16 protein-coding genes, 2 pseudogenes and 1 riboswitch are annotated in these 16,563 nt (G+C 65.7%); of the genes and pseudogenes, 5 read left to right on the forward strand and 13 right to left on the reverse strand.

Going from position 1 to position 16,563, the window contains the following annotated elements; all coding sequences use genetic code 11:
* Nucleotides 1–44: 44 nt before the first annotated feature.
* The 3 genes from NIBR502771_RS02370 to NIBR502771_RS02380 all read right to left on the reverse strand — a co-directional run bounded on the left by NIBR502771_RS02370 (nt 45) and on the right by NIBR502771_RS02380 (nt 3,227).
* Nucleotides 45–416 (reverse strand): DUF1508 domain-containing protein, encoded by a 372-nt coding sequence (locus NIBR502771_RS02370; protein ID WP_141158304.1) that lies wholly within the window; start codon nt 414–416, stop codon nt 45–47.
* 221 nt (nt 417–637) lie between these two features.
* Nucleotides 638–1,927 (reverse strand): adenylosuccinate synthase, encoded by a 1,290-nt coding sequence (locus tag NIBR502771_RS02375; protein WP_141158305.1) that lies wholly within the window; start codon nt 1,925–1,927, stop codon nt 638–640.
* 235 nt (nt 1,928–2,162) lie between these two features.
* Nucleotides 2,163–3,227, reverse strand: coding sequence for a M14 family zinc carboxypeptidase (locus NIBR502771_RS02380; protein ID WP_141158306.1), 1,065 nt, complete (start codon nt 3,225–3,227; stop codon nt 2,163–2,165).
* 228 nt (nt 3,228–3,455) lie between these two features.
* A riboswitch (SAM riboswitch) is annotated at nt 3,456–3,561 on the forward strand.
* 13 nt (nt 3,562–3,574) lie between these two features.
* On the opposite strand from NIBR502771_RS02380, the gene NIBR502771_RS02385 reads away from it, so the two are divergent.
* Together NIBR502771_RS02385 and NIBR502771_RS02390 are read left to right on the forward strand one after the other, a co-directional pair.
* Nucleotides 3,575–4,783 (forward strand): cobalamin-independent methionine synthase II family protein, encoded by a 1,209-nt coding sequence (locus NIBR502771_RS02385; protein ID WP_141158307.1) that lies wholly within the window; start codon nt 3,575–3,577, stop codon nt 4,781–4,783.
* 200 nt (nt 4,784–4,983) lie between these two features.
* Nucleotides 4,984–5,613 carry a uracil-DNA glycosylase gene (locus tag NIBR502771_RS02390; RefSeq protein ID WP_141158308.1) on the forward strand — a complete coding sequence of 210 codons (630 nt, stop codon included), beginning with the start codon at nt 4,984–4,986 and terminating at the stop codon, nt 5,611–5,613.
* A 74-nt stretch (nt 5,614–5,687) separates the two neighbouring features.
* Here the strand turns inward: NIBR502771_RS02390 and NIBR502771_RS02395 are convergent, their stop codons facing one another.
* The 3 genes from NIBR502771_RS02395 to NIBR502771_RS02405 all read right to left on the reverse strand — a co-directional run bounded on the left by NIBR502771_RS02395 (nt 5,688) and on the right by NIBR502771_RS02405 (nt 7,909).
* Entirely contained in the window at nt 5,688–6,110 is a 423-nt protein-coding gene (locus tag NIBR502771_RS02395) for a DUF3151 domain-containing protein (protein WP_141158309.1), read from the reverse strand.
* The gene (gene fbaA / locus NIBR502771_RS02400) at nt 6,111–7,130 is read right to left on the reverse strand and encodes a class II fructose-bisphosphate aldolase (protein ID WP_141158310.1); all 1,020 of its coding nucleotides are present in this window, start codon (nt 7,128–7,130) and stop codon (nt 6,111–6,113) included.
* Between the two features lie 122 nt (nt 7,131–7,252).
* On the reverse strand, nt 7,253–7,909 hold the full coding sequence (locus NIBR502771_RS02405; RefSeq protein ID WP_210411303.1) for a TrmH family RNA methyltransferase: 657 nt from the start codon (nt 7,907–7,909) through the stop codon (nt 7,253–7,255).
* A 70-nt stretch (nt 7,910–7,979) separates the two neighbouring features.
* Here NIBR502771_RS02405 and NIBR502771_RS02410 point away from each other — a divergent pair.
* Nucleotides 7,980–8,806, forward strand: a pseudogene (locus NIBR502771_RS02410) (HAD-IIA family hydrolase).
* Nucleotides 8,807–8,808: 2 nt separating this feature from the next.
* Here NIBR502771_RS02410 and NIBR502771_RS02415 read toward each other — a convergent pair.
* The 4 genes from NIBR502771_RS02415 to NIBR502771_RS02430 form a co-directional block, all read right to left on the reverse strand.
* A complete protein-coding gene (locus NIBR502771_RS02415) occupies nt 8,809–9,849 on the reverse strand; it encodes an alpha/beta fold hydrolase (protein WP_141158312.1) in 1,041 nt (346 codons plus the stop codon).
* A 69-nt stretch (nt 9,850–9,918) separates the two neighbouring features.
* The gene (locus NIBR502771_RS02420) at nt 9,919–10,539 is read right to left on the reverse strand and encodes a hypothetical protein (RefSeq protein WP_141158313.1); all 621 of its coding nucleotides are present in this window, start codon (nt 10,537–10,539) and stop codon (nt 9,919–9,921) included.
* A gap of 83 nt (nt 10,540–10,622) precedes the next feature.
* Nucleotides 10,623–11,369 (reverse strand): GAF and ANTAR domain-containing protein, encoded by a 747-nt coding sequence (locus NIBR502771_RS02425; RefSeq protein WP_246839786.1) that lies wholly within the window; start codon nt 11,367–11,369, stop codon nt 10,623–10,625.
* 61 nt (nt 11,370–11,430) lie between these two features.
* Nucleotides 11,431–12,114 carry a helix-turn-helix transcriptional regulator gene (locus tag NIBR502771_RS02430; protein ID WP_168225713.1) on the reverse strand — a complete coding sequence of 228 codons (684 nt, stop codon included), beginning with the start codon at nt 12,112–12,114 and terminating at the stop codon, nt 11,431–11,433.
* Nucleotides 12,115–12,208: 94 nt separating this feature from the next.
* On the opposite strand from NIBR502771_RS02430, the gene NIBR502771_RS02435 reads away from it, so the two are divergent.
* Nucleotides 12,209–12,838: a flavin reductase family protein gene (locus NIBR502771_RS02435; protein WP_168225714.1), complete on the forward strand. Its 630-nt coding sequence runs from the start codon at nt 12,209–12,211 to the stop codon at nt 12,836–12,838.
* Here NIBR502771_RS02435 and pyrE read toward each other — a convergent pair.
* On the reverse strand, nt 12,835–13,419 hold the full coding sequence (gene pyrE / locus NIBR502771_RS20650) for an orotate phosphoribosyltransferase (RefSeq protein WP_168223241.1): 585 nt from the start codon (nt 13,417–13,419) through the stop codon (nt 12,835–12,837). The genes NIBR502771_RS02435 and pyrE overlap by 4 nt on opposite strands.
* A 96-nt stretch (nt 13,420–13,515) precedes the next feature.
* A pseudogene (locus tag NIBR502771_RS02440) lies at nt 13,516–14,727 on the reverse strand (FAD-dependent oxidoreductase); the annotation flags it as partial.
* A gap of 75 nt (nt 14,728–14,802) precedes the next feature.
* Here NIBR502771_RS02440 and nadE point away from each other — a divergent pair.
* Nucleotides 14,803–15,657, forward strand: coding sequence for an ammonia-dependent NAD(+) synthetase (nadE, locus tag NIBR502771_RS02445; RefSeq protein WP_141158318.1), 855 nt, complete (start codon nt 14,803–14,805; stop codon nt 15,655–15,657).
* 103 nt (nt 15,658–15,760) lie between these two features.
* On the opposite strand, the gene NIBR502771_RS02450 is transcribed toward nadE, so the two are convergent.
* Nucleotides 15,761–16,558, reverse strand: a complete 798-nt coding sequence (locus NIBR502771_RS02450) for an IclR family transcriptional regulator (RefSeq protein ID WP_141158319.1) — start codon at nt 16,556–16,558, stop codon at nt 15,761–15,763.
* Between the last annotated feature and the right edge of the window lie 5 nt (nt 16,559–16,563).

Raw genomic sequence — 16,563 nt, forward strand, 5'->3', positions numbered from 1 at the left:
GCCCGGAGGGTTACGCCTTCTTCAAAAAAAGTTGGAAATCATTTTCAGCGGGTAGCTGTCCTGGTCCACCGGGGCACAATGGCGTGCCGGCGGGGTGCCGCTGCCGGCACGAAGGCGTGCGCCAGGGCGGGCGTGCGCTCCTCGCTGCATACAGGTACGACGGCGGCGGGCAGCTCCACCGGGATGGCGGCAGCAGCTGCAGCGGGTACAGGCGCGGAACGGGAGACGGCCCCGGCGGGACAGAGATCGGTTACCAGGCCGGTTCCGGCACATTCGCGAACCGCGGCTATCCCGGCCACCACGGCGGCTTTGTCCTCGAACGGGCCCGAGACGGCGATCACGGCCCCGTCCGGAGCCAGGAGCCGGAACCTGAAGAACGAATCAGCGTCGATGAATGCTTCAAATTTTCCGGCCATGACGATCCTTCCTTGGGCACCAGGTGGTACAGACGAGTCTGGCGGCGGCACCGGAAGCCTCACAAGACCGTGCGCGTTAAGCCTGTGTAAATTCGCTTTCCGGCTGCCAAAAAGAAGCGGCAGGCCACCTGCGAAGGTGGCCTGCCGCCGTCGTAGTCCCCACCCACTCCCCAGCCCCGCAAACGCGGCCAGGGAACCCCGCGGGCGTGGGCCCACAAAATCTAGTCCTTGATGAGGTCGTTCACCACGATGGTCTGGTCCCGGTCCGGGCCAACGCCGATGGCGGAGAACCGGGTTCCGGAAAGCTTTTCCAGGGCCAGCACGTAGTTGCGCGCGTTCTCCGGCAGGTCTGCCAGCGTCCGGGCTCCGGTGATGTCCTCGGTCCAGCCGTCGAAGTACTCGAAGATGGGCTTCGCGTGGTGGAACTCGGTCTGCGTCATGGGCATTTCGTCGTGCCGGACACCGTCCACGTCGTAGGCGACACATACCGGAATCTGCTCGATGCCGGTGAGCACGTCCAGCTTGGTCACGAAGTAATCTGTGAAGCCGTTCACGCGTGAAGCGTGCCGCGCCAGGACGGCGTCGTACCAGCCGCAGCGGCGCGGGCGTCCGGTGTTGACGCCGAATTCGCCGCCGGTCTTCTGCAGGTACATGCCCATCTCATCGAAGAGTTCCGTGGGGAATGGGCCGGCACCAACGCGGGTGGTGTAGGCCTTGATGATGCCGATGGAGCGGGAGATCCGGGTAGGGCCGATGCCGGAGCCCACGGAGGCGCCGCCGGCGGTGGGGTTGGAGGAGGTCACGAACGGGTAGGTGCCGTGGTCCACGTCCAGGAAGGTTGCCTGGCCGCCCTCCATCAGGACTACCTTGCCCTCATCCAGCGCGGAGTTCAGGACCAGGGTGCTGTCGATGACCAGCGGGCGGAGCCGCTCGGCGAAGGACAGGAAGTACTCCACGATCTCGTCCACCACCACACCGCGGCGGTTGTAGACCTTGACCAGGAGTTCGTTCTTCTGCCGCAGCGAGCCTTCCACCTTCTGGCGGAGGATCGATTCGTCAAAGACATCCTGGACGCGGATGCCCAGCCGGGCAACCTTGTCCATGTAGGCAGGGCCGATGCCGCGGCCGGTGGTGCCAATGGCCCGGCTGCCCAGGAAGCGTTCGGTTACCTTGTCCAGCACCTGGTGGTACGGCGCCACCAGGTGGGCGTTGGCGGAGACCCGCAGCTTTGAGGTGTCGGCGCCACGCGCCTGGAGTCCGTCGATTTCCTGGAAGAGGGCCTCCAGGTTCACCACGCAGCCGTTGCCGATGATGGGAACGGCGTTGGGGCTGAGAATGCCGGCCGGCAGAAGCTTGAGTTCGTACTTTTCACCGCCTACGACGACGGTGTGCCCGGCGTTGTTGCCGCCGTTGGGCTTGACGACGTAGTCAACACGGCCGCCCAGCAGGTCGGTGGCCTTGCCTTTTCCTTCGTCGCCCCACTGGGCTCCTACGATCACAATTGCTGGCATGGGATCCTCCCCCATTCGTTCGGGCTGCCCGGGCCCGGCCACCAGGTGGCAGGCCGATGCAGCGCCGTTCATGAGAATGCCCCGAACAGACCGGCCTTCGCACAGCCGCAGCACGGCGCAGCGAAGCAAGAGTTCCGGGGCTCTTACCACCCAAGTTTAGCCGATAGGGCACTTCGTCCACTGTTGTGGCCCGCCGCGGCCGTTTCTGCCAAAAGGCCGCGGCGGGCGGTGCCGCCTATTCGTCCTCAGCCTCCCCGGCGGGGCGGGACGTCTGTTCGGCGAGTGTGTTCCAGAAGGAGGTGTCGGCGTCGGCAATGGACCCGTCCGCGATGGCTGCGGCCGTGGAGGTCAGCGTGGTGACAGTCTGCTTGATCAGGTAGCCGTTGCTGCGCTGCCCGAGAGCATAGCCGTCCAGGTAGTGGTCCGACATGCCGCGCATCTCGAAGAGCAGGGTGGCGATGCCGTACTCCACGGAGATGCCGTTTCGGCTGATGGTTTCGGCGCTGCCGCCCTGGTACTTGCCCAGGTGTCCCCAGCCGGTGGAGTCGACGTTGTTGAAGACCACGGCGCCAAGCTGCTTTGATTTTTCGACGACGGCGGGGTCGGCGTTGGGGGTGGTGGGGTATAGGATGGAGCCGGATACCAGCTTGCCGTCACGCTCGGCCCGGGTGCCCTGGTGGTGCAGGTCGATCATGTAGTCGATCCGGTACTTGCGCATGACGTTGTTGTGCAGCGCCTGGGTCTCCGGCTGGACCTTGGCCACATGGTCGCGGTTCAGGTCCACGCCCTCGGCGTTGTAGCGGGTGAGGTTGCGGTCCCCCTTGGCAAGGTAGTTTTCCAGGGAGAAGTTCACGTCCCCCATGGCCCCGTCCGCATTGAGCATGGGCACCACCAGGATGTTCACGCCTTTGAGGATGTCAGCGGATTTACCGGCCCCCAGGTGCTTGATGAACTCCATGGCGCCCTCGGTGGTGAGCTGCTCGTTGCCGTGCTGCTGGGTCAGGTACAGAATGGTGGGCTTGGCGGGGTCCGAAATGTACTTGACCAGGTGGATGTCGCGCCCCTTGACCGTTTGCCCGATGACCTCCAGCTCCATTGCCGGCTGGCGGGCGTCCTGGTCCTTCAGGAACGAGACCATCTGTTCGTACGTGGCGAGCTTGGAGGTGGTGATCTGGCCGTTGCCGTCGTAATTGGGGCCTTCGCCCACAGCGTGTGCCAGCGGGGCGGGACCTGCGACGACGGCCAGCGCCAGGGCTCCGGAGGCGGCGAGGGTCCTGAAATTTGCCAGGGATTTCTTCACAGTGCGTTACCTCTTTCGAGTGCATCGGGGCGCCACCGGCCAGCTCCGTTGCGGCGGTGGCATGTGACCTCAGCCAACCAAGCTTAACGAAACCTGTCAACAAGCTGAACAAAGTCTGTAAGTATGCTGCTGCCCGCCGGGCAAGGGCAGGGAAGCAGCCGGGCAGCGGGCCGCGACATAAAGCGGCACGGACTTGCCCCAAGGTGGGTCTCCCGATTTAGTGAGAGTGAACCATCCGGAGCGGCCGAGAGACCTGGCTCGATGACGCCGCAGCAACCACGGTCCAGCAGGATTCCTGCCGGACCGAAGGTGCTACTGCCAGGACCGATGGAAAGGAAGATTCCAGCATGCCCCTGAACACCGACCACATCCGCGTCACCCACGCCGGATCGTTGCCCCGCACCCCGGAACTCATCGCGGCCAATGCCGCCAAGGAAACCGACGGCGTCACCCCTGAATTCCTGGACCTCCTGGAAACCTCCGTGGTGGACGTGGTCCGGCGCCAGAAGGACCTCGGGATCGACATTCCCAACGACGGCGAATACGGGCACACGATGGCCAACTCCGTGGACTATGGCGCCTGGTGGAACTACTCCTTCGCACGGCTGGGCGGCCTGGAGCCAACCAATGTGGACCGCTGGGCCGATGCCCAGGTGCACCGCTCCTCCCCCGGCAACATTGTCCTGACCTCCTTCCCCGACAGGCGCGACCGGCAGGCGTTCAACGAGGCCTACAACGACCCGTCCTCGGGCATCCTGTCCCACCGCAAGAGCGTGACCCAGCCCAAGATCGCCGGACCCCTGACCTACACGGGCCAGGACCTGGTGGCATCGGACATCAAGAACCTGAAGACCGGCCTCGCCGCCGCCGGGTTGTCGGACGGCTTCGTGGCATCCCTCTCTCCCGGCTCGTGCGCCCGCGTGGCAAACGAGTACTACAAGTCCGATGAGGAACTTGTCTACGCCTGTGCCGATGCCATGCGGGAGGAATACAAGGCCATCGTCGACGCCGGCCTCACCGTGCAGCTCGACGATCCGTCCCTGGCCGAGAGCTGGGACCAGATCAATCCCGAGCCCAGCCTGGAGGACTACCTGAAGTTCATCCAGCTGCGCGTCGAGGCCACCAACTGGGCCCTCCGGGACCTGCCCCAGGAACAGATCCGGCTGCATGTCTGCTGGGGTTCCTGGCACGGCCCGCACACCACGGACATCCCTTTCGCCGACATCATCGGCTCGGTGCTGCAGGTCAACGCGGGCGCATACTCCTTCGAGGCAGCCAACGTCCGCCACGAACACGAATGGCGTGTATGGGAGGACACCAAGCTCCCCGAGGGCAAGGTCATCATCCCGGGCGTCGTGTCGCATGCCACCAACGTGGTGGAACACCCCGACCTGGTGGCTGACCGCATTGTCCGCTTTGCCGACGTCGTGGGCCGCGAAAATGTCATTGCCTCCACCGACTGCGGCCTGGGCGGCAGGGTGCACCCACAGATCGCCTTCGCCAAGCTGGAGGCCCTCGGCGAGGGTGCTCGCCGCGCCACCAGCCGCCTCTGGTAGTCCGTCGTACCGCTGCGCCGGCTGTGCCTTCCATCACCGGAAGGGGCGGCCGGCGTTTCGTTTCCCCGGGCTTGGTAAACTGGCAGAGGCCGACCAGGAATCGGCCCACCCCAACTAACCGCCGTTGATGATCCGCGCCGCCGCGCGCCCATTTTCACCGGTGGAAGCAATATCAATCCCCGCAGGAGAACCAGCACTTCATGACAGCCCTGGCCCCAGAAACATTCCACGAACAGCTCATGAGCCGCCGCTACGAACCCAGCGTTGCCGCCGTCAATGAACTGTGTGATTCCCTGCAGGAGGCCAAGCCCGGAACCGTGGTGCCCTATGTGGACCCGATGCACGACGTTGAGGAATGCCGCATCATCAGCCTGTTCTCCAACATCGGCGAGGCGGACCCGTCCGGGTTCATCACTGCCGGGGACCAGGACGCCGCGACCCGAATGCTGGGGCTCCAGTGGAAGCTGGGGTTGCGCCCCGAGTTCGTGATGCCGTGGAACGTCCACCCCTGGCACGTCCCCGGCGAAGTCAACGGCAAGTTCACTCCGGACCAGATCCAGGCCGGCCTGAAGCCGCTGCTGAAGTTCCTCGCCCTGGTCCCCCGCGCCTCCGTGATCGTTGCGCACGGCACTGAAGCCAACCGCCTGGCCAACCTCCTGCTGAAGACGGAGGTGCCCCTGCTCTGGCGCCGCGGCCTGAAGACCTACAAGGTCCGGTCGCTGAGCGGCCGCGCCTTCGCCGGTTCCCCGGCGCGCCAGGAGGAATACCTCGAGGACATGCGCGCGGCCTACGCCGATGCCATGGCCCGCACAGGCATCGCCAAGCCATAAACGAACGAACGACGACGGGTGGTTACCTTTCCAGGAAAGGTAACCACCCGTCGTCGCGCTTTAATCCAAGCTTGCTACTTCGCCTCGATGGCTGCCTTCGCTGTGGGGTCCGAGTCGTTGAGGAACTTTTCGATCCGCTCCGGCTCGTCGGCCTCGCCGATGGCGGAGGACGCCCGGCCCAGGGAGTAGAGGGCACGCAGGAATCCACGGTTCGGCTCGTGCTCCCACGGGATGGGGCCTACGCCGCGCCACCCGTTGCGGCGAAGCGCGTCCAGTCCGCGGTGGTAGCCCACCCGGGCGTAGGCGTAGGAGTCGATGGTGCGCCCCTCGGCCCACGCTTCCTCAGCCAGGATCGCCCACAAGAGTGAGGACGTGGGGTGCCTTTCCACCAGGTCCAGGGCCTCGTGCCCGGCCTCCAGCTGCCCGTTCACCTCGGTTTCGGCAGGCAGGAGCGTGGGCTCCGGCCCCATCAGGTTGCGGCGGAACTCGTCCGACATCTAGAAGGTCTTTCCGGCCGAACCGAGCTGCTTGGTGGCTTCCACCACGCGGGCTGCCAGGCCGGCTTCGGCGGAGGCGCCCCAGACGCGGGGGTCGTAGGTCTTCTTGTTGCCCACTTCGCCGTCGACCTTCAGGACGCCGTCGTAGTTCTTGAACATGTGGTCCGCTACCGGACGCGTGTAGGCGTACTGGGTGTCGGTGTCGATGTTCATCTTGATCACGCCGTAGGAAACGGCGTCGGCGATTTCCTGGTCGGAGGAGCCGGAGCCGCCGTGGAACACGAGGTCGAACGGATTGTCCTTGCCGATCTTGGCACCCACCTGGGCCTGGATGTCCTTGAGGATCTCCGGGCGCAGCTTGACGCCGCCGGGCTTGTAGACGCCGTGCACGTTGCCGAAGGTCAGGGCGGTGATGTAGCGGCCGTTTTCACCGGCGCCCAGGGCGTCGATGGTGGCGAGGGCGTCCTCGACCGTGGTGTAGAGCTTGTCGTTGATGGCGTTCTCCACGCCGTCTTCCTCGCCGCCGACGGTGCCGATCTCCACCTCGAGGATCATCTTGGCTGCGGCGGTGCGGGCCAGCAGGTCGCGGGCGATCTTCAGGTTCTCCTGCAGGGTCTCGGCGGAACCGTCCCACATGTGGGAGTTGAACAGCGGGTTCCGGCCGGCCTTGACCTCAGCCTCGGAGGCTTCCAGCAGCGGCAGGACAAAGCCGTCCAGCTTGTCTTTTGGGCAGTGGTCCGTGTGCAGGGCGATGTTCACACCGTAGTTCTTGGCCACTTCGCGGGCGAAGGCAGCGAAGCCCAGGGAACCGGCCACCATGTCCTTGGTGGAGGCGCCGGACCAGTAGGCGGCACCGCCGGTGGAAACCTGCACGATGCCGTCGGACTCTGCCTCGGCGAAGCCGCGGAGCGCTGCGTTCAGCGTCTGCGAGGACGTGACGTTGACGGCGGGGAAGGCAAATCCGCCCGCCTTCGCGCGGTCGATCATCTCGGCGTAGATCTCTGGGGTTGCAATGGGCATGCTGGCTCCTCTGCTGAGTTTCGTCTGTGGGTGGATGACCCTCAAGTAGACCGCTTACGGCTTGGCACCATCCTAGCCATTCCCCCGCGGCCCGGGTGTTTCGGGTCACGGGTTGGTAATACTCACACGTGCTGGTTGAAGACGTGCCGGCGGATCCAGGCGTGCATGGCGATGGCCGCGGCGGACGCGGCGTTGATCGAACGGGTGGAGCCGAACTGCTCGATGGAAAGGGTGGCGGCAGCGGCCTGATGGACTTCCGGGGTCAGGCCCGGGCCCTCCTGCCCGAACACCAGCACGCAGTCGCGCGGCAGCTCGTAGGTCTCCAGGGGCACAGAGTCCGGGAAAATGTCGATGCCGATGATCGCGAGCCCCTCCCCCTGCGCCCACTGGACGAAATCCTCAACCGTGGGGTGGTGGCGGACGTGCTGGTAGCGGTCGGTGACCATGGCTCCGCGCCGGTTCCACCGCCGTCGTCCGATGATGTGCACCTCTTTGGCGAGGAAGGCGTTGGCGGTGCGCACCACTGTGCCGATGTTGAGGTCGTGCTGCCAGTTTTCGATGGCCACGTGGAAGTTGTGCCGCCGCGAATCCAGCTCCGCCACGATCGCCTCATGCTTCCAGTAGCGGTATTTGTCCAGCACATTGCGTCTGTCACCGTCGGCCAGGAGGTCGGGGTCCCAATGGTCGCCTTCGGGCAGTTCCCCCTCCCAGGGCCCGACGCCGACCTCCGCCTTTGCGGGTTCGGCCTCCCCGGGCTGGTGGTCGGGTTCGTCTGTCATGCCGGGCATTTGGTTCACCCTTCAACACTAGACTGGACTCTTCGGGCAACTATCACAGGCGGAGGCAGGCATGGCAGAAGCAGACGAGGTAACAGGCAACCCTTCGGTGTACCGCAGCGGCCAGGAGATCGAGTGCTGGCTGACGGACATGGATGGCGTCCTGGTGCACGAAAACCAGCCCATTCCCGGCGCGGCCGAGCTGATCCAGCGCTGGGTGGATACGTCCAAGCGGTTCCTGGTGCTGACCAACAACTCCATCTTCACGCCCCGCGACCTCGCCGCCCGCCTGCGCGCCTCCGGGCTGGAGATCCCGGAGGAGAACATTTGGACGTCGGCCCTGGCCACGGCCCAGTTCCTGAAGGACCAGGTCTCCGCCGGCGGTGCAGAGTCCGGAAACCGTGCCTACACCATCGGCGAGGCAGGGCTGACGACGGCGCTGCACGAGGCAGGCTTCATCCTCACCGACCAGAACCCGGACTTCGTGGTGCTCGGCGAGACGCGCACGTACTCCTTCGAGGCCATCACCACGGCCATCCGCCTGATCCTCGCCGGTGCCCGGTTCATTGCCACCAACCCGGACGCAACCGGCCCTTCCAAGGACGGCCCCATGCCGGCGACGGGTGCCATCGCGGCCCTGATTACCAAGGCCACCGGCCGCGAACCGTACATTGTGGGCAAGCCGAACCCCAGTCTGCGATGAACCAGATCGACGCACACTCAGAGACCACCGCCATGATCGGTGACCGGATGGACACGGACATCATTGCCGGCATGGAGGCCGGCCTGCACACCGTCCTTGTCCTCAGCGGCATCACGCACAAGGACGACATCGCCGCGTACCCGTTCCGGCCCAACCAGGTGCTCAACTCCGTGGCGGACCTGAAGAACCAGATCTAGGACTAGAAGATGCTGACCCTGGATCCGCCCCGGGGCAGCGGGAAGTACTCGTCCAGGAGTCCCGTGACCAGGGGCCGGTAGACCTGCGGGTTCCAGCCCGGGCTGGCGTGGGCGGGTACCGCCCCGGTGGTCTGGAGGTTGCTTGAGACCATGTTGTCCTTGTACACCACGGCCCAGGTTTCGGACGCCGTCTCGTAGTCCACGGTGGCGTCCTTCGGGTTGCCCAGGTAGGCCATTTTGGCGGTGCCGAGCTGCCCGGCGAACTGCCTTCCCTCGAAGTGGTAGATGTAGGCGGACTCCGTCTGGACCAGCACGTTGGACGGGGCGATCGGTGAGAGCTGCTCCAGTGTCTGGTTAAGGATCTGCCGCCAGCTCCGTTCGTCCTTGTGGATGATCCGCTCCCCCAGTTCATACCCGCCGCGGAGGGTCGAGGGAAACCTGACGCCGCTCTCGTAGAGGAACACCACGCCGTCGAACCAGCTTTGGTCCAGGACGTCGTGGGCGCTGTACGGGCTGGAGTCCAGGAGGATGAACTGCACCTGGATGCCTGCCACGGCAAGGAGCCGGGCGGCCACCTGGGTGGCCAGCATGCCGCCGAAGCTGTGGCCGTAGAAGAACAGCTTGGTGATCTTTTCCACCGCGACGTACTCAGCGATCGCGCGGACGACTTCGGTGACGTCGAGGCCCAGGTTGGAATATCCGACGGCGGCGAGCCGGGCACGCTTGTTCAGGGCCCCCCGGAGCGCGTTCAGGATCCATTGCGCCTCTTCCCAGCTGGTTTTGTACCCGGGGAACAGGAACCAGCAGGCGTCCGGGTAATAGGCGTCGGCGAAGTCATCGGCAACGGACAGGATCCGGGTGGTCCGGCGCTGAGACTGCACCTCACGGGTCACCAGCATGTCGGCGGCCAGCAGTCCGGACGCGCCGGCCCCGGCAAGGAATGAACGCCGTGAGAAGCGTTTTAGGGCAGCGGCTTCGGCCAGCAGCCGGGCGTCGGAGACCCCACGCCGGCTCTGCGGATGGACCTCCCCCTCATACGGCACAGTCCTACCGTAAGCCCAGCGAAACGCGGCACCGCAATGAACGCGTGTAAACGTTCGGTGACGCCGGGGTCAGCTGGCGGCCTGGCCTTCGGTAGCCGGGAAGGGTGCCCGCGGTTCCTGCTGGCGGCGAAGGATTTCCAGCCCGATGTCGTTGTAGCGGCCCAGCAGGTCGGCGCCGTCGGGTGCCTCCGGGTTGTCCAGCAGGGCAAAGGCGGAGTCGCTGGCGAGCAGGAGTTCCTGGTCTGTGTATTCGGTCAGCGGACGCCCGTACAGCTCTTCGATCCACATCACCGGCAGTTGGGGGAATTCGCCTGCGAAGTCGCCGCCGGGAAAAAGCTCCCTGACGTCGTCGTCCATGAGGAGCGGGCGCCGGCTGGACGCTTCACCTGGCGCCCAGTCGTGGGCCGCCGGCGTGAGCTGAAGGGACACCCCGGCGGACGGGACGCCCAGCAGGAGCTTGGTGTCCATGGCGTTCAGGTCACAGCGCAGCCCGGCCAGGGCGGAGGATTCGACAAGTTCCGCCTGTGAGAGGTCGACGCAGATGCGGCAGCGGATGCCCATCCTCCGGACACGGCGGATGATGTGGACCAGTTCAGCACGGGATTCGTGGTGAAGGGCTCCCCGGACTTCAATCCGGACGATGTCCGCCGGGACATCGAGGTTAACGAGTGCGTCTAGCGCGCGGTCCATAGGTACTCCAAAAGAGGTTCTATGGCCGACGGCTCAACCTCCGCAAGCCTAACCCTCCCCGGGGCCACGGCACAACCTGCCGCTCAGGCCCGCGGACCCTGGCTGACTTTGCCGGGCTCCTGGTAGTGGGTACGCGCACCGGAGCCGCCCACCGAATCCACCAGCGACTTGGCGATGTCCCGAAGTTTGGTATTGCTGTTGCTGGACGCCTCGGTAAGGATTTCGACGGCGGCTTCCTGGCTGCACCGGTTCTGCGCCATGACGATGCCGATGGCGATGTCGATGATGGTCCGCGATTCCAGCGTGGCCCGGAGATTGGATGCACTGTCGGCGTGCAGCGAGAACCTGACAGCGAGCCGCAGGGCTTCGGAGATCTCCCGGGTGAAGTCCCGTGCCCTGTCCGCGGCGGGGCCGTCAAACTTGTGCGGGGCGTCGGAGTAGAGGTTCAGTGCGGCCTTGGCCTCCCCCTGCAGGTTGAACGGCAGGGAAAGCACCGAGCGCAATCCGTGGGAGGCAACCGCAGACGCGTAGTCCGGACCCCAGCGGTCCTCCTGCAAAAGGTCGGGGACGTGGACTTCGCGCTCTTCCTTTGCCGCGGTCAGGCAGGGACCCTGGGCCAGGGAGTACTGGATTTCATCCACTTCCCGCGCAGTCTCGCTGCTCCAGCCAATGGTGGCTGCCTTGCGGTCGCGGAGCAGTGTGATGCCGCACAGGGCATCGTCGCCGTCGCCGGCCATCTGGTGCGCGGAGAAGCGAGCCAGTTCGTTGAGGAAGTCCTCGAAATCAGCGCTTTCCAGGATGAGGTTCTGGACCTGGTCGGTTGCGCTCAAAGGCTGTTGTGGGGGGAGCAAGATGCATGGTCTCCAAGCAACTGAAAAGTGTTAACGCACATCATAAATCAGCGCCGATGCCCGCTCCAAGCGCATCGGCCAGTCCAAAGCCGGCAAGCTGCCCGGCTCCCAGTTCGGTCAGGACAACGGAGCGGGGATGCGATCCGCGCTTGAGCCACCCGGACGACAGTGCGTGCCCGGTGAAAAGCTCCGGCAGCACGCCGGCCGCATGGTCTAAGCGCTCGGTCCAGTCAAGGCAGGGCCGCACGAGCGGGCGTGGCGGCTTGGTCGGCAGGCGCAAGCCAATCGATTCCGCCCAGGCAAAACCCTGCGCGGTTAGTTCCCAGCCGGAGGAGATGAATCCCTCACTCTGCCACAGGACACACAGGTTGACACCCAATACCCCGGCCAGATGCTGGTAGCAGGTTCGGGCGCGCTGCAGTTCATGCTGATGCCTGCGCCCGCGGTACGTCGAGGGAAACTCCGGCCCCGACGAAGGACTGAGACGGACCAGTGCTTCCACTGCATCCGCAACACCTTGGTTCTTCAGCCGCACATACCGGTGCCGGCCCTGGCGCACTTCGTCCAGCAGGCCTACATCAACGAGGTGGTTCAAATGCGTGGTGGCTGTGCCTTTGCTGATCCCCGCGCAGCCCGCAAGTTCCGTCGCTGTCCAGGCGCGGGCATCCATGAGGGCGACCAGGATCCGGGCCCGCGACGGTTCCCCCATGGCCTTGGCCATCATGGCAAGGTCCTCCGCCCAATACGCTGTCATGTATCCATCCTGCCCGGGGAATCGTTTGTCCGTCCTCAAACTTTCCGGCAGGAACGATGGACCCATGTTCACAACCATCTCCCCCAGCGTCCACTACTTCGGCTCCCTGGTGGCCCTGCTGACAACCGGCAACCCGGATGGCACCACCAACATCACGCCCATATCCTCTGCCTGGTCGCTGGGGGACCACTACGTCCTGGGCCTCAGCTCCCATCATCAGGGCTACCGCAACCTGATCCGCACCAAGGAAGTGGTGCTCAATTTGCCGGAGGACTCCATGGCACCCGCAATTGAACGGATTTCCATGACCACCGGCAGCGAACCGGTCCCGGCAGTGAAGGCCGGCGACTACCGCACGGCGCACGACAAGTGGGCCTTGGCAGGATGGGACCCGATGCCTGGCGTGGAGGTCGCTCCCAACCGCATTGCGCAATGCCCGGTCCACATCGAGGCGGCCCTGGTCAACTCGTGGTGCTTGGAGGACGACCTCCACGCAGTCCAGGTGCGCGTCCAGCAGGTGCATGTCCGCGATGACCTGGCGCTCGATTCATCCCGGGTGGACGTGCGAACCTGGCAGCCCATGTTCTATACGTTCCGCCACTATTTTGGGAAAGGAAGCCATCTCGGCCAAAACGCGAGGGCGGAGCAGAAGCTCACTGCCCAAACCAGCGGCCCTTCCGGTCGCCGGGGCTAAGCCAGCCCCAGTTCGTCCTTGCCGAACGCGAACAGGTAGGGGACGCCGGTTTCGGCTTCGATCTTCTCCTTGGCGCCGGTGTCGCGGTCCACGATCACGGCCACCGCCACGACGTTGCCGCCCGCTTTCCGGACGCCTTCCACCGCGGTCAGTGCGGAACCGCCAGTGGTGGACGTGTCCTCCAGGACCAGCACTTTGCGGCCCTCAACGGAGGGGCCCTCCACCTGGCGGCCCATGCCGTAGGACTTCTGGGCCTTCCGGACCACGAACGCGTCCACGGTCCGGCCGGCGTCGACGGCCGCGTGCATGACCGCGGTGCCCACGGGGTCGGCGCCCATGGTGAGGCCTCCGGCGCACTCGAAGTCGATGCCGGCGTCGTCTGCCAGGGCCAGCATGACCTGCCCCACCAGCTTGGACGCTTCATGGTGCAGGGTGATGCGGCGCAGGTCGATGTAGTAATCGGCCTCGGCTCCGCTGGAGAGGATCACCTTGCCGCGGACCACGGCGAGTTCCTTGATCAGTTCGAGCAGTCGGGCGCGGGCAGCCGCGGTGTCTACCGCAGTGTCAGTGGGCGAAGTCATGGCCCCAAGTTTAGTGGGTGGCGGGACGGTGAGCGGGCGGGCGAAGCCAGGGGCGTGCTCCGGGCGGGGACCGATGGCAACCATCCTCGGCAGGACGCGCTTCACCACAGGATTGTGGCGCAGGATGAACAAGAGGACGCGATGGACGGGAAACAGGGTCCGGGCATCCCTGACGGCCAGCATGTCTCCGGACAGGGTCCCCGCGAAAAGTGGAACGAACACCACACGGTGCATGATCCGCTGCGCGGTTTGGACCACCACCGTGGGCATGCGGCGCCGGCGCTGGATCGCAGCAAGGGTCCTGGTCCGAACGTGCCCCTGGCGCAGGTCGGGGGCCAGGCGTTCCGCGGCCGCAACGGCGTCCTGGATGGCCAGGTTGATGCCCACCCCGCCCGCGGGCGACATCGCGTGCGCAGCATCGCCAATGCACAGGAACCCGTCCCTGTACCAGCGCCGCAGCCGGTTCAGCCTGACGTCCAGCCAATGCAGGTCCGCCACGCTGCGGATCGAATCGACACGGTCGGCGAGGTCGGGACGGAGTGCTGCCACCCGTTGGCGGAACCGTTCCACGCCGCCTTCCCGGATCCTGGCGTCCGAGCCCTTGGGCGCAAGGTAGCCCATTTGGTAGTAGTCGGTGCGGTTGAGCGCAATCATGGCGTCCCGGTTTCCCAGCGAGGGCACCACGCCCGCAACGTCGCCCTGCTCCGCGGGGTGGCGGGGAATTTTGAACCACCAGGTATCGAAGGGCACCGGGTACTCCTTGGCCCTCATTCCGGCAGCCTGGCGCAACACCGAATGCCGGCCGTCGGCGGCCACCACAACGTCGGCAGGCAGCACGCGTTCAACGCCATCGGCGGCGTCTCCGGTGGAGCGGTAGCGCACCCCGGTGACGCGCCCGCCGTCGAACTCCAGGCCGGTGGCTTCAGTCTCCATGAGCAGGGTGAATGTCGGTTCGGCGGCGGCGGCCGAGGCGAGGAAATCCAGGAAGTCCCATTGGGGCATCATGGCCACGTAGTTGTACGGGGGTTTCAATGAGTCGAAAGCCGCCAGCGTGACCATCCCGGCACCGGGAACCGGGACGGCGACATTGTTCAGCCGGCTTTGCGGCAGTGCCCGGAATCCGGCGCCCAGGCCCAGTTCGTCGATCAGCCGGATGGTGGACGCGTGCACGGTGTCGCCGCGGAAGTCGCGCAGGAAATCCCGGTGCTTTTCCAGGACCGCCACGTGCACTCCGGCCCGTGCCAGCAGCAGGCCAAGCATCATTCCTGCCGGGCCACCGCCCACCACGGCACATCCCGTGCGCTCCATGCCATAAAGCTACGCCGCGCAGGGGCCGGCCGGAACAGTTGAGGGTTGTTGACACCGCTGGCTAGGCTGGACATCATGCGCGAACTCCAGGCCAAGATCATTGAAGAAATGGGCGTTCAGCCCCGGATCGATCCCGCAGGGGAGGTGCGCAAACGCGTCACTTTCCTCAAGGAATACTTGAAGGCCACCCACACCAAGGGCTTTGTCCTGGGCATCTCCGGCGGCCTGGATTCCTCGCTCGCCGGAAGGCTTGCCCAGCTGGCGGTTGATGAGCTTGGAGCCGAGGGCGTGGAAGCCAACTTCGTTGCGGTCCGCCTCCCCTACGGCGTGCAGCACGATGAGGAGGACGCCCAGGCAGCCCTGGACTTCATCAAGGCCAAGACGGAATGGACGTTCAACATTTCGGCAGCGGTGGACGGCTTTGAGGACGAGTTCGAGAAGACCGTGGGCTCGGAAATCTCCGACTTCCACAAGGGAAACACCAAGGCACGCACCCGGATGATCGCCCAATATGCGCTGGCCGGGGAGTTTAACTACCTGGTGATTGGCACCGACCACGGCGCGGAGTCGGTCACGGGCTTCTTCACCAAGTACGGCGACGGCGGTGCGGACATCCTGCCCCTGTTCGGCCTGAACAAGCGGCAGAACCGGGCCCTCCTGGCTGAACTGGGTGCACCGGCACGCGTGTGGGAGAAGGTGCCCACCGCAGACCTGCTGGATGACCGGCCGGGCCGCACGGATGAGGACGAGCTGGGCATCAGCTACGACCAGATTGATGACTACCTCGAAGGCCGCCAGGTCCCGGACGCGGTGGCCGAATCCATCGAGCAGAAGTACCTCCGGACCCGCCACAAGCGCACCGTGCCGGTGACCATCTTTGACACATGGTGGAAGGGCGAAGGTCCCGAGGAGCCCCGCGCCGGGCTGTAGCCCCCGCCCCCTGCTGATTTTCCCCACCTTCGGGGAGTACGACGGCGGGCCGCGCCAAAAAGCCCAGCCCGCCGTCGTCGTGCACGGACAAAGCCGGGGAGACTCAGCGGGTGCGCCGTCCGCCGTCCGCTCCCCCGCCCAGCTGCTGCGTGATCCGGTGTGCCTCCGCCATCAGCAGTCCGCCCAGCTCCTCCTGCCGTTCAGGCTTGAACCGTGGTTCGATGCCCGTCAGCGACAACGCCCAGGCGGGGCGCCCTGACCTGTCGAAGACCGCAGCGCCCATCCCCCAGCTACCTTCCAGGACCAGCCCCGGGTTCACCGAGTAGCCGGCCAGCCTGGTCCGGGCCAGGTTCTTCCGGACAAGATCGACCGTATGGTTCGCCGCGAAGGCGCCCGCGTGCTCCGGCCACCGGCCCAGCAGCTCCTCCTGCTCATCCGTGGGCAGGAAGGCCAGGATGGCTGTCCCGGCCGACGCGACGCCCAACGGGAAACGAACTCCTTCGTGCAGGACAAAGGACCTGACGGGGAAGGTACCCTCCTCACGCAGCACGCACACCGTCTCATTGCCGCGGCGGATGGAGAAGAATGCGCTCTCCCCCGTGGCCTGGGCAAGCCTGCGCAGGCTGGGCCGGGCGATGTCCTCCATGGGGAACCGGGCCGATGCCACCGATCCCATGAGCAGGATTTCCGGGCCCAGGACCCAGTTGCCAGTGACGGAATCGTGGTCCAGCAGGCCTTCCGCGGCGAGCGACGCCAGGAGCCGGTGGACGGTTGGCCGGGTAAGGCCTGATTCCCGGACGAGGACCGCGAGCGGCATCCCCTCGGCGCTGCGGCCCACCAGCCGCAGCAGTCCCGCGATCCGTGCCACCACCTGCGCGCCCTGCACCGGCGTTGATGCCATCACGT

This window comes from Pseudarthrobacter sp. NIBRBAC000502771, from assembly GCF_006517215.1.
Lineage (GTDB): Bacteria > Actinomycetota > Actinomycetes > Actinomycetales > Micrococcaceae > Arthrobacter > Arthrobacter niigatensis.

Excerpts from the sequence above, each read along its gene's own strand:
- NIBR502771_RS02390 (WP_141158308.1), top strand. The coding sequence starts at position 4,984 with ATGACAGCCCTGGCCCCAGAAACATTCCACGAACAGCTCATGAGCCGC.
- NIBR502771_RS02420 (WP_141158313.1), bottom strand. The coding sequence starts at position 10,539 with ATGGACCGCGCGCTAGACGCACTCGTTAACCTCGATGTCCCGGCGGAC.
- NIBR502771_RS02395 (WP_141158309.1), bottom strand. The coding sequence starts at position 6,110 with ATGTCGGACGAGTTCCGCCGCAACCTGATGGGGCCGGAGCCCACGCTC.
- NIBR502771_RS02385 (WP_141158307.1), top strand. The coding sequence starts at position 3,575 with ATGCCCCTGAACACCGACCACATCCGCGTCACCCACGCCGGATCGTTG.
- NIBR502771_RS02450 (WP_141158319.1), bottom strand. The coding sequence starts at position 16,558 with ATGGCATCAACGCCGGTGCAGGGCGCGCAGGTGGTGGCACGGATCGCG.
- NIBR502771_RS02375 (WP_141158305.1), bottom strand. The coding sequence starts at position 1,927 with ATGCCAGCAATTGTGATCGTAGGAGCCCAGTGGGGCGACGAAGGAAAA.
- nadE (WP_141158318.1), top strand. The coding sequence starts at position 14,803 with ATGCGCGAACTCCAGGCCAAGATCATTGAAGAAATGGGCGTTCAGCCC.
- fbaA (WP_141158310.1), bottom strand. The coding sequence starts at position 7,130 with ATGCCCATTGCAACCCCAGAGATCTACGCCGAGATGATCGACCGCGCG.
- NIBR502771_RS02370 (WP_141158304.1), bottom strand. The coding sequence starts at position 416 with ATGGCCGGAAAATTTGAAGCATTCATCGACGCTGATTCGTTCTTCAGG.
- NIBR502771_RS02435 (WP_168225714.1), top strand. The coding sequence starts at position 12,209 with ATGTTCACAACCATCTCCCCCAGCGTCCACTACTTCGGCTCCCTGGTG.
- NIBR502771_RS02405 (WP_210411303.1), bottom strand. The coding sequence starts at position 7,909 with ATGACAGACGAACCCGACCACCAGCCCGGGGAGGCCGAACCCGCAAAG.
- NIBR502771_RS02430 (WP_168225713.1), bottom strand. The coding sequence starts at position 12,114 with ATGATGGCCAAGGCCATGGGGGAACCGTCGCGGGCCCGGATCCTGGTC.
- pyrE (WP_168223241.1), bottom strand. The coding sequence starts at position 13,419 with ATGACTTCGCCCACTGACACTGCGGTAGACACCGCGGCTGCCCGCGCC.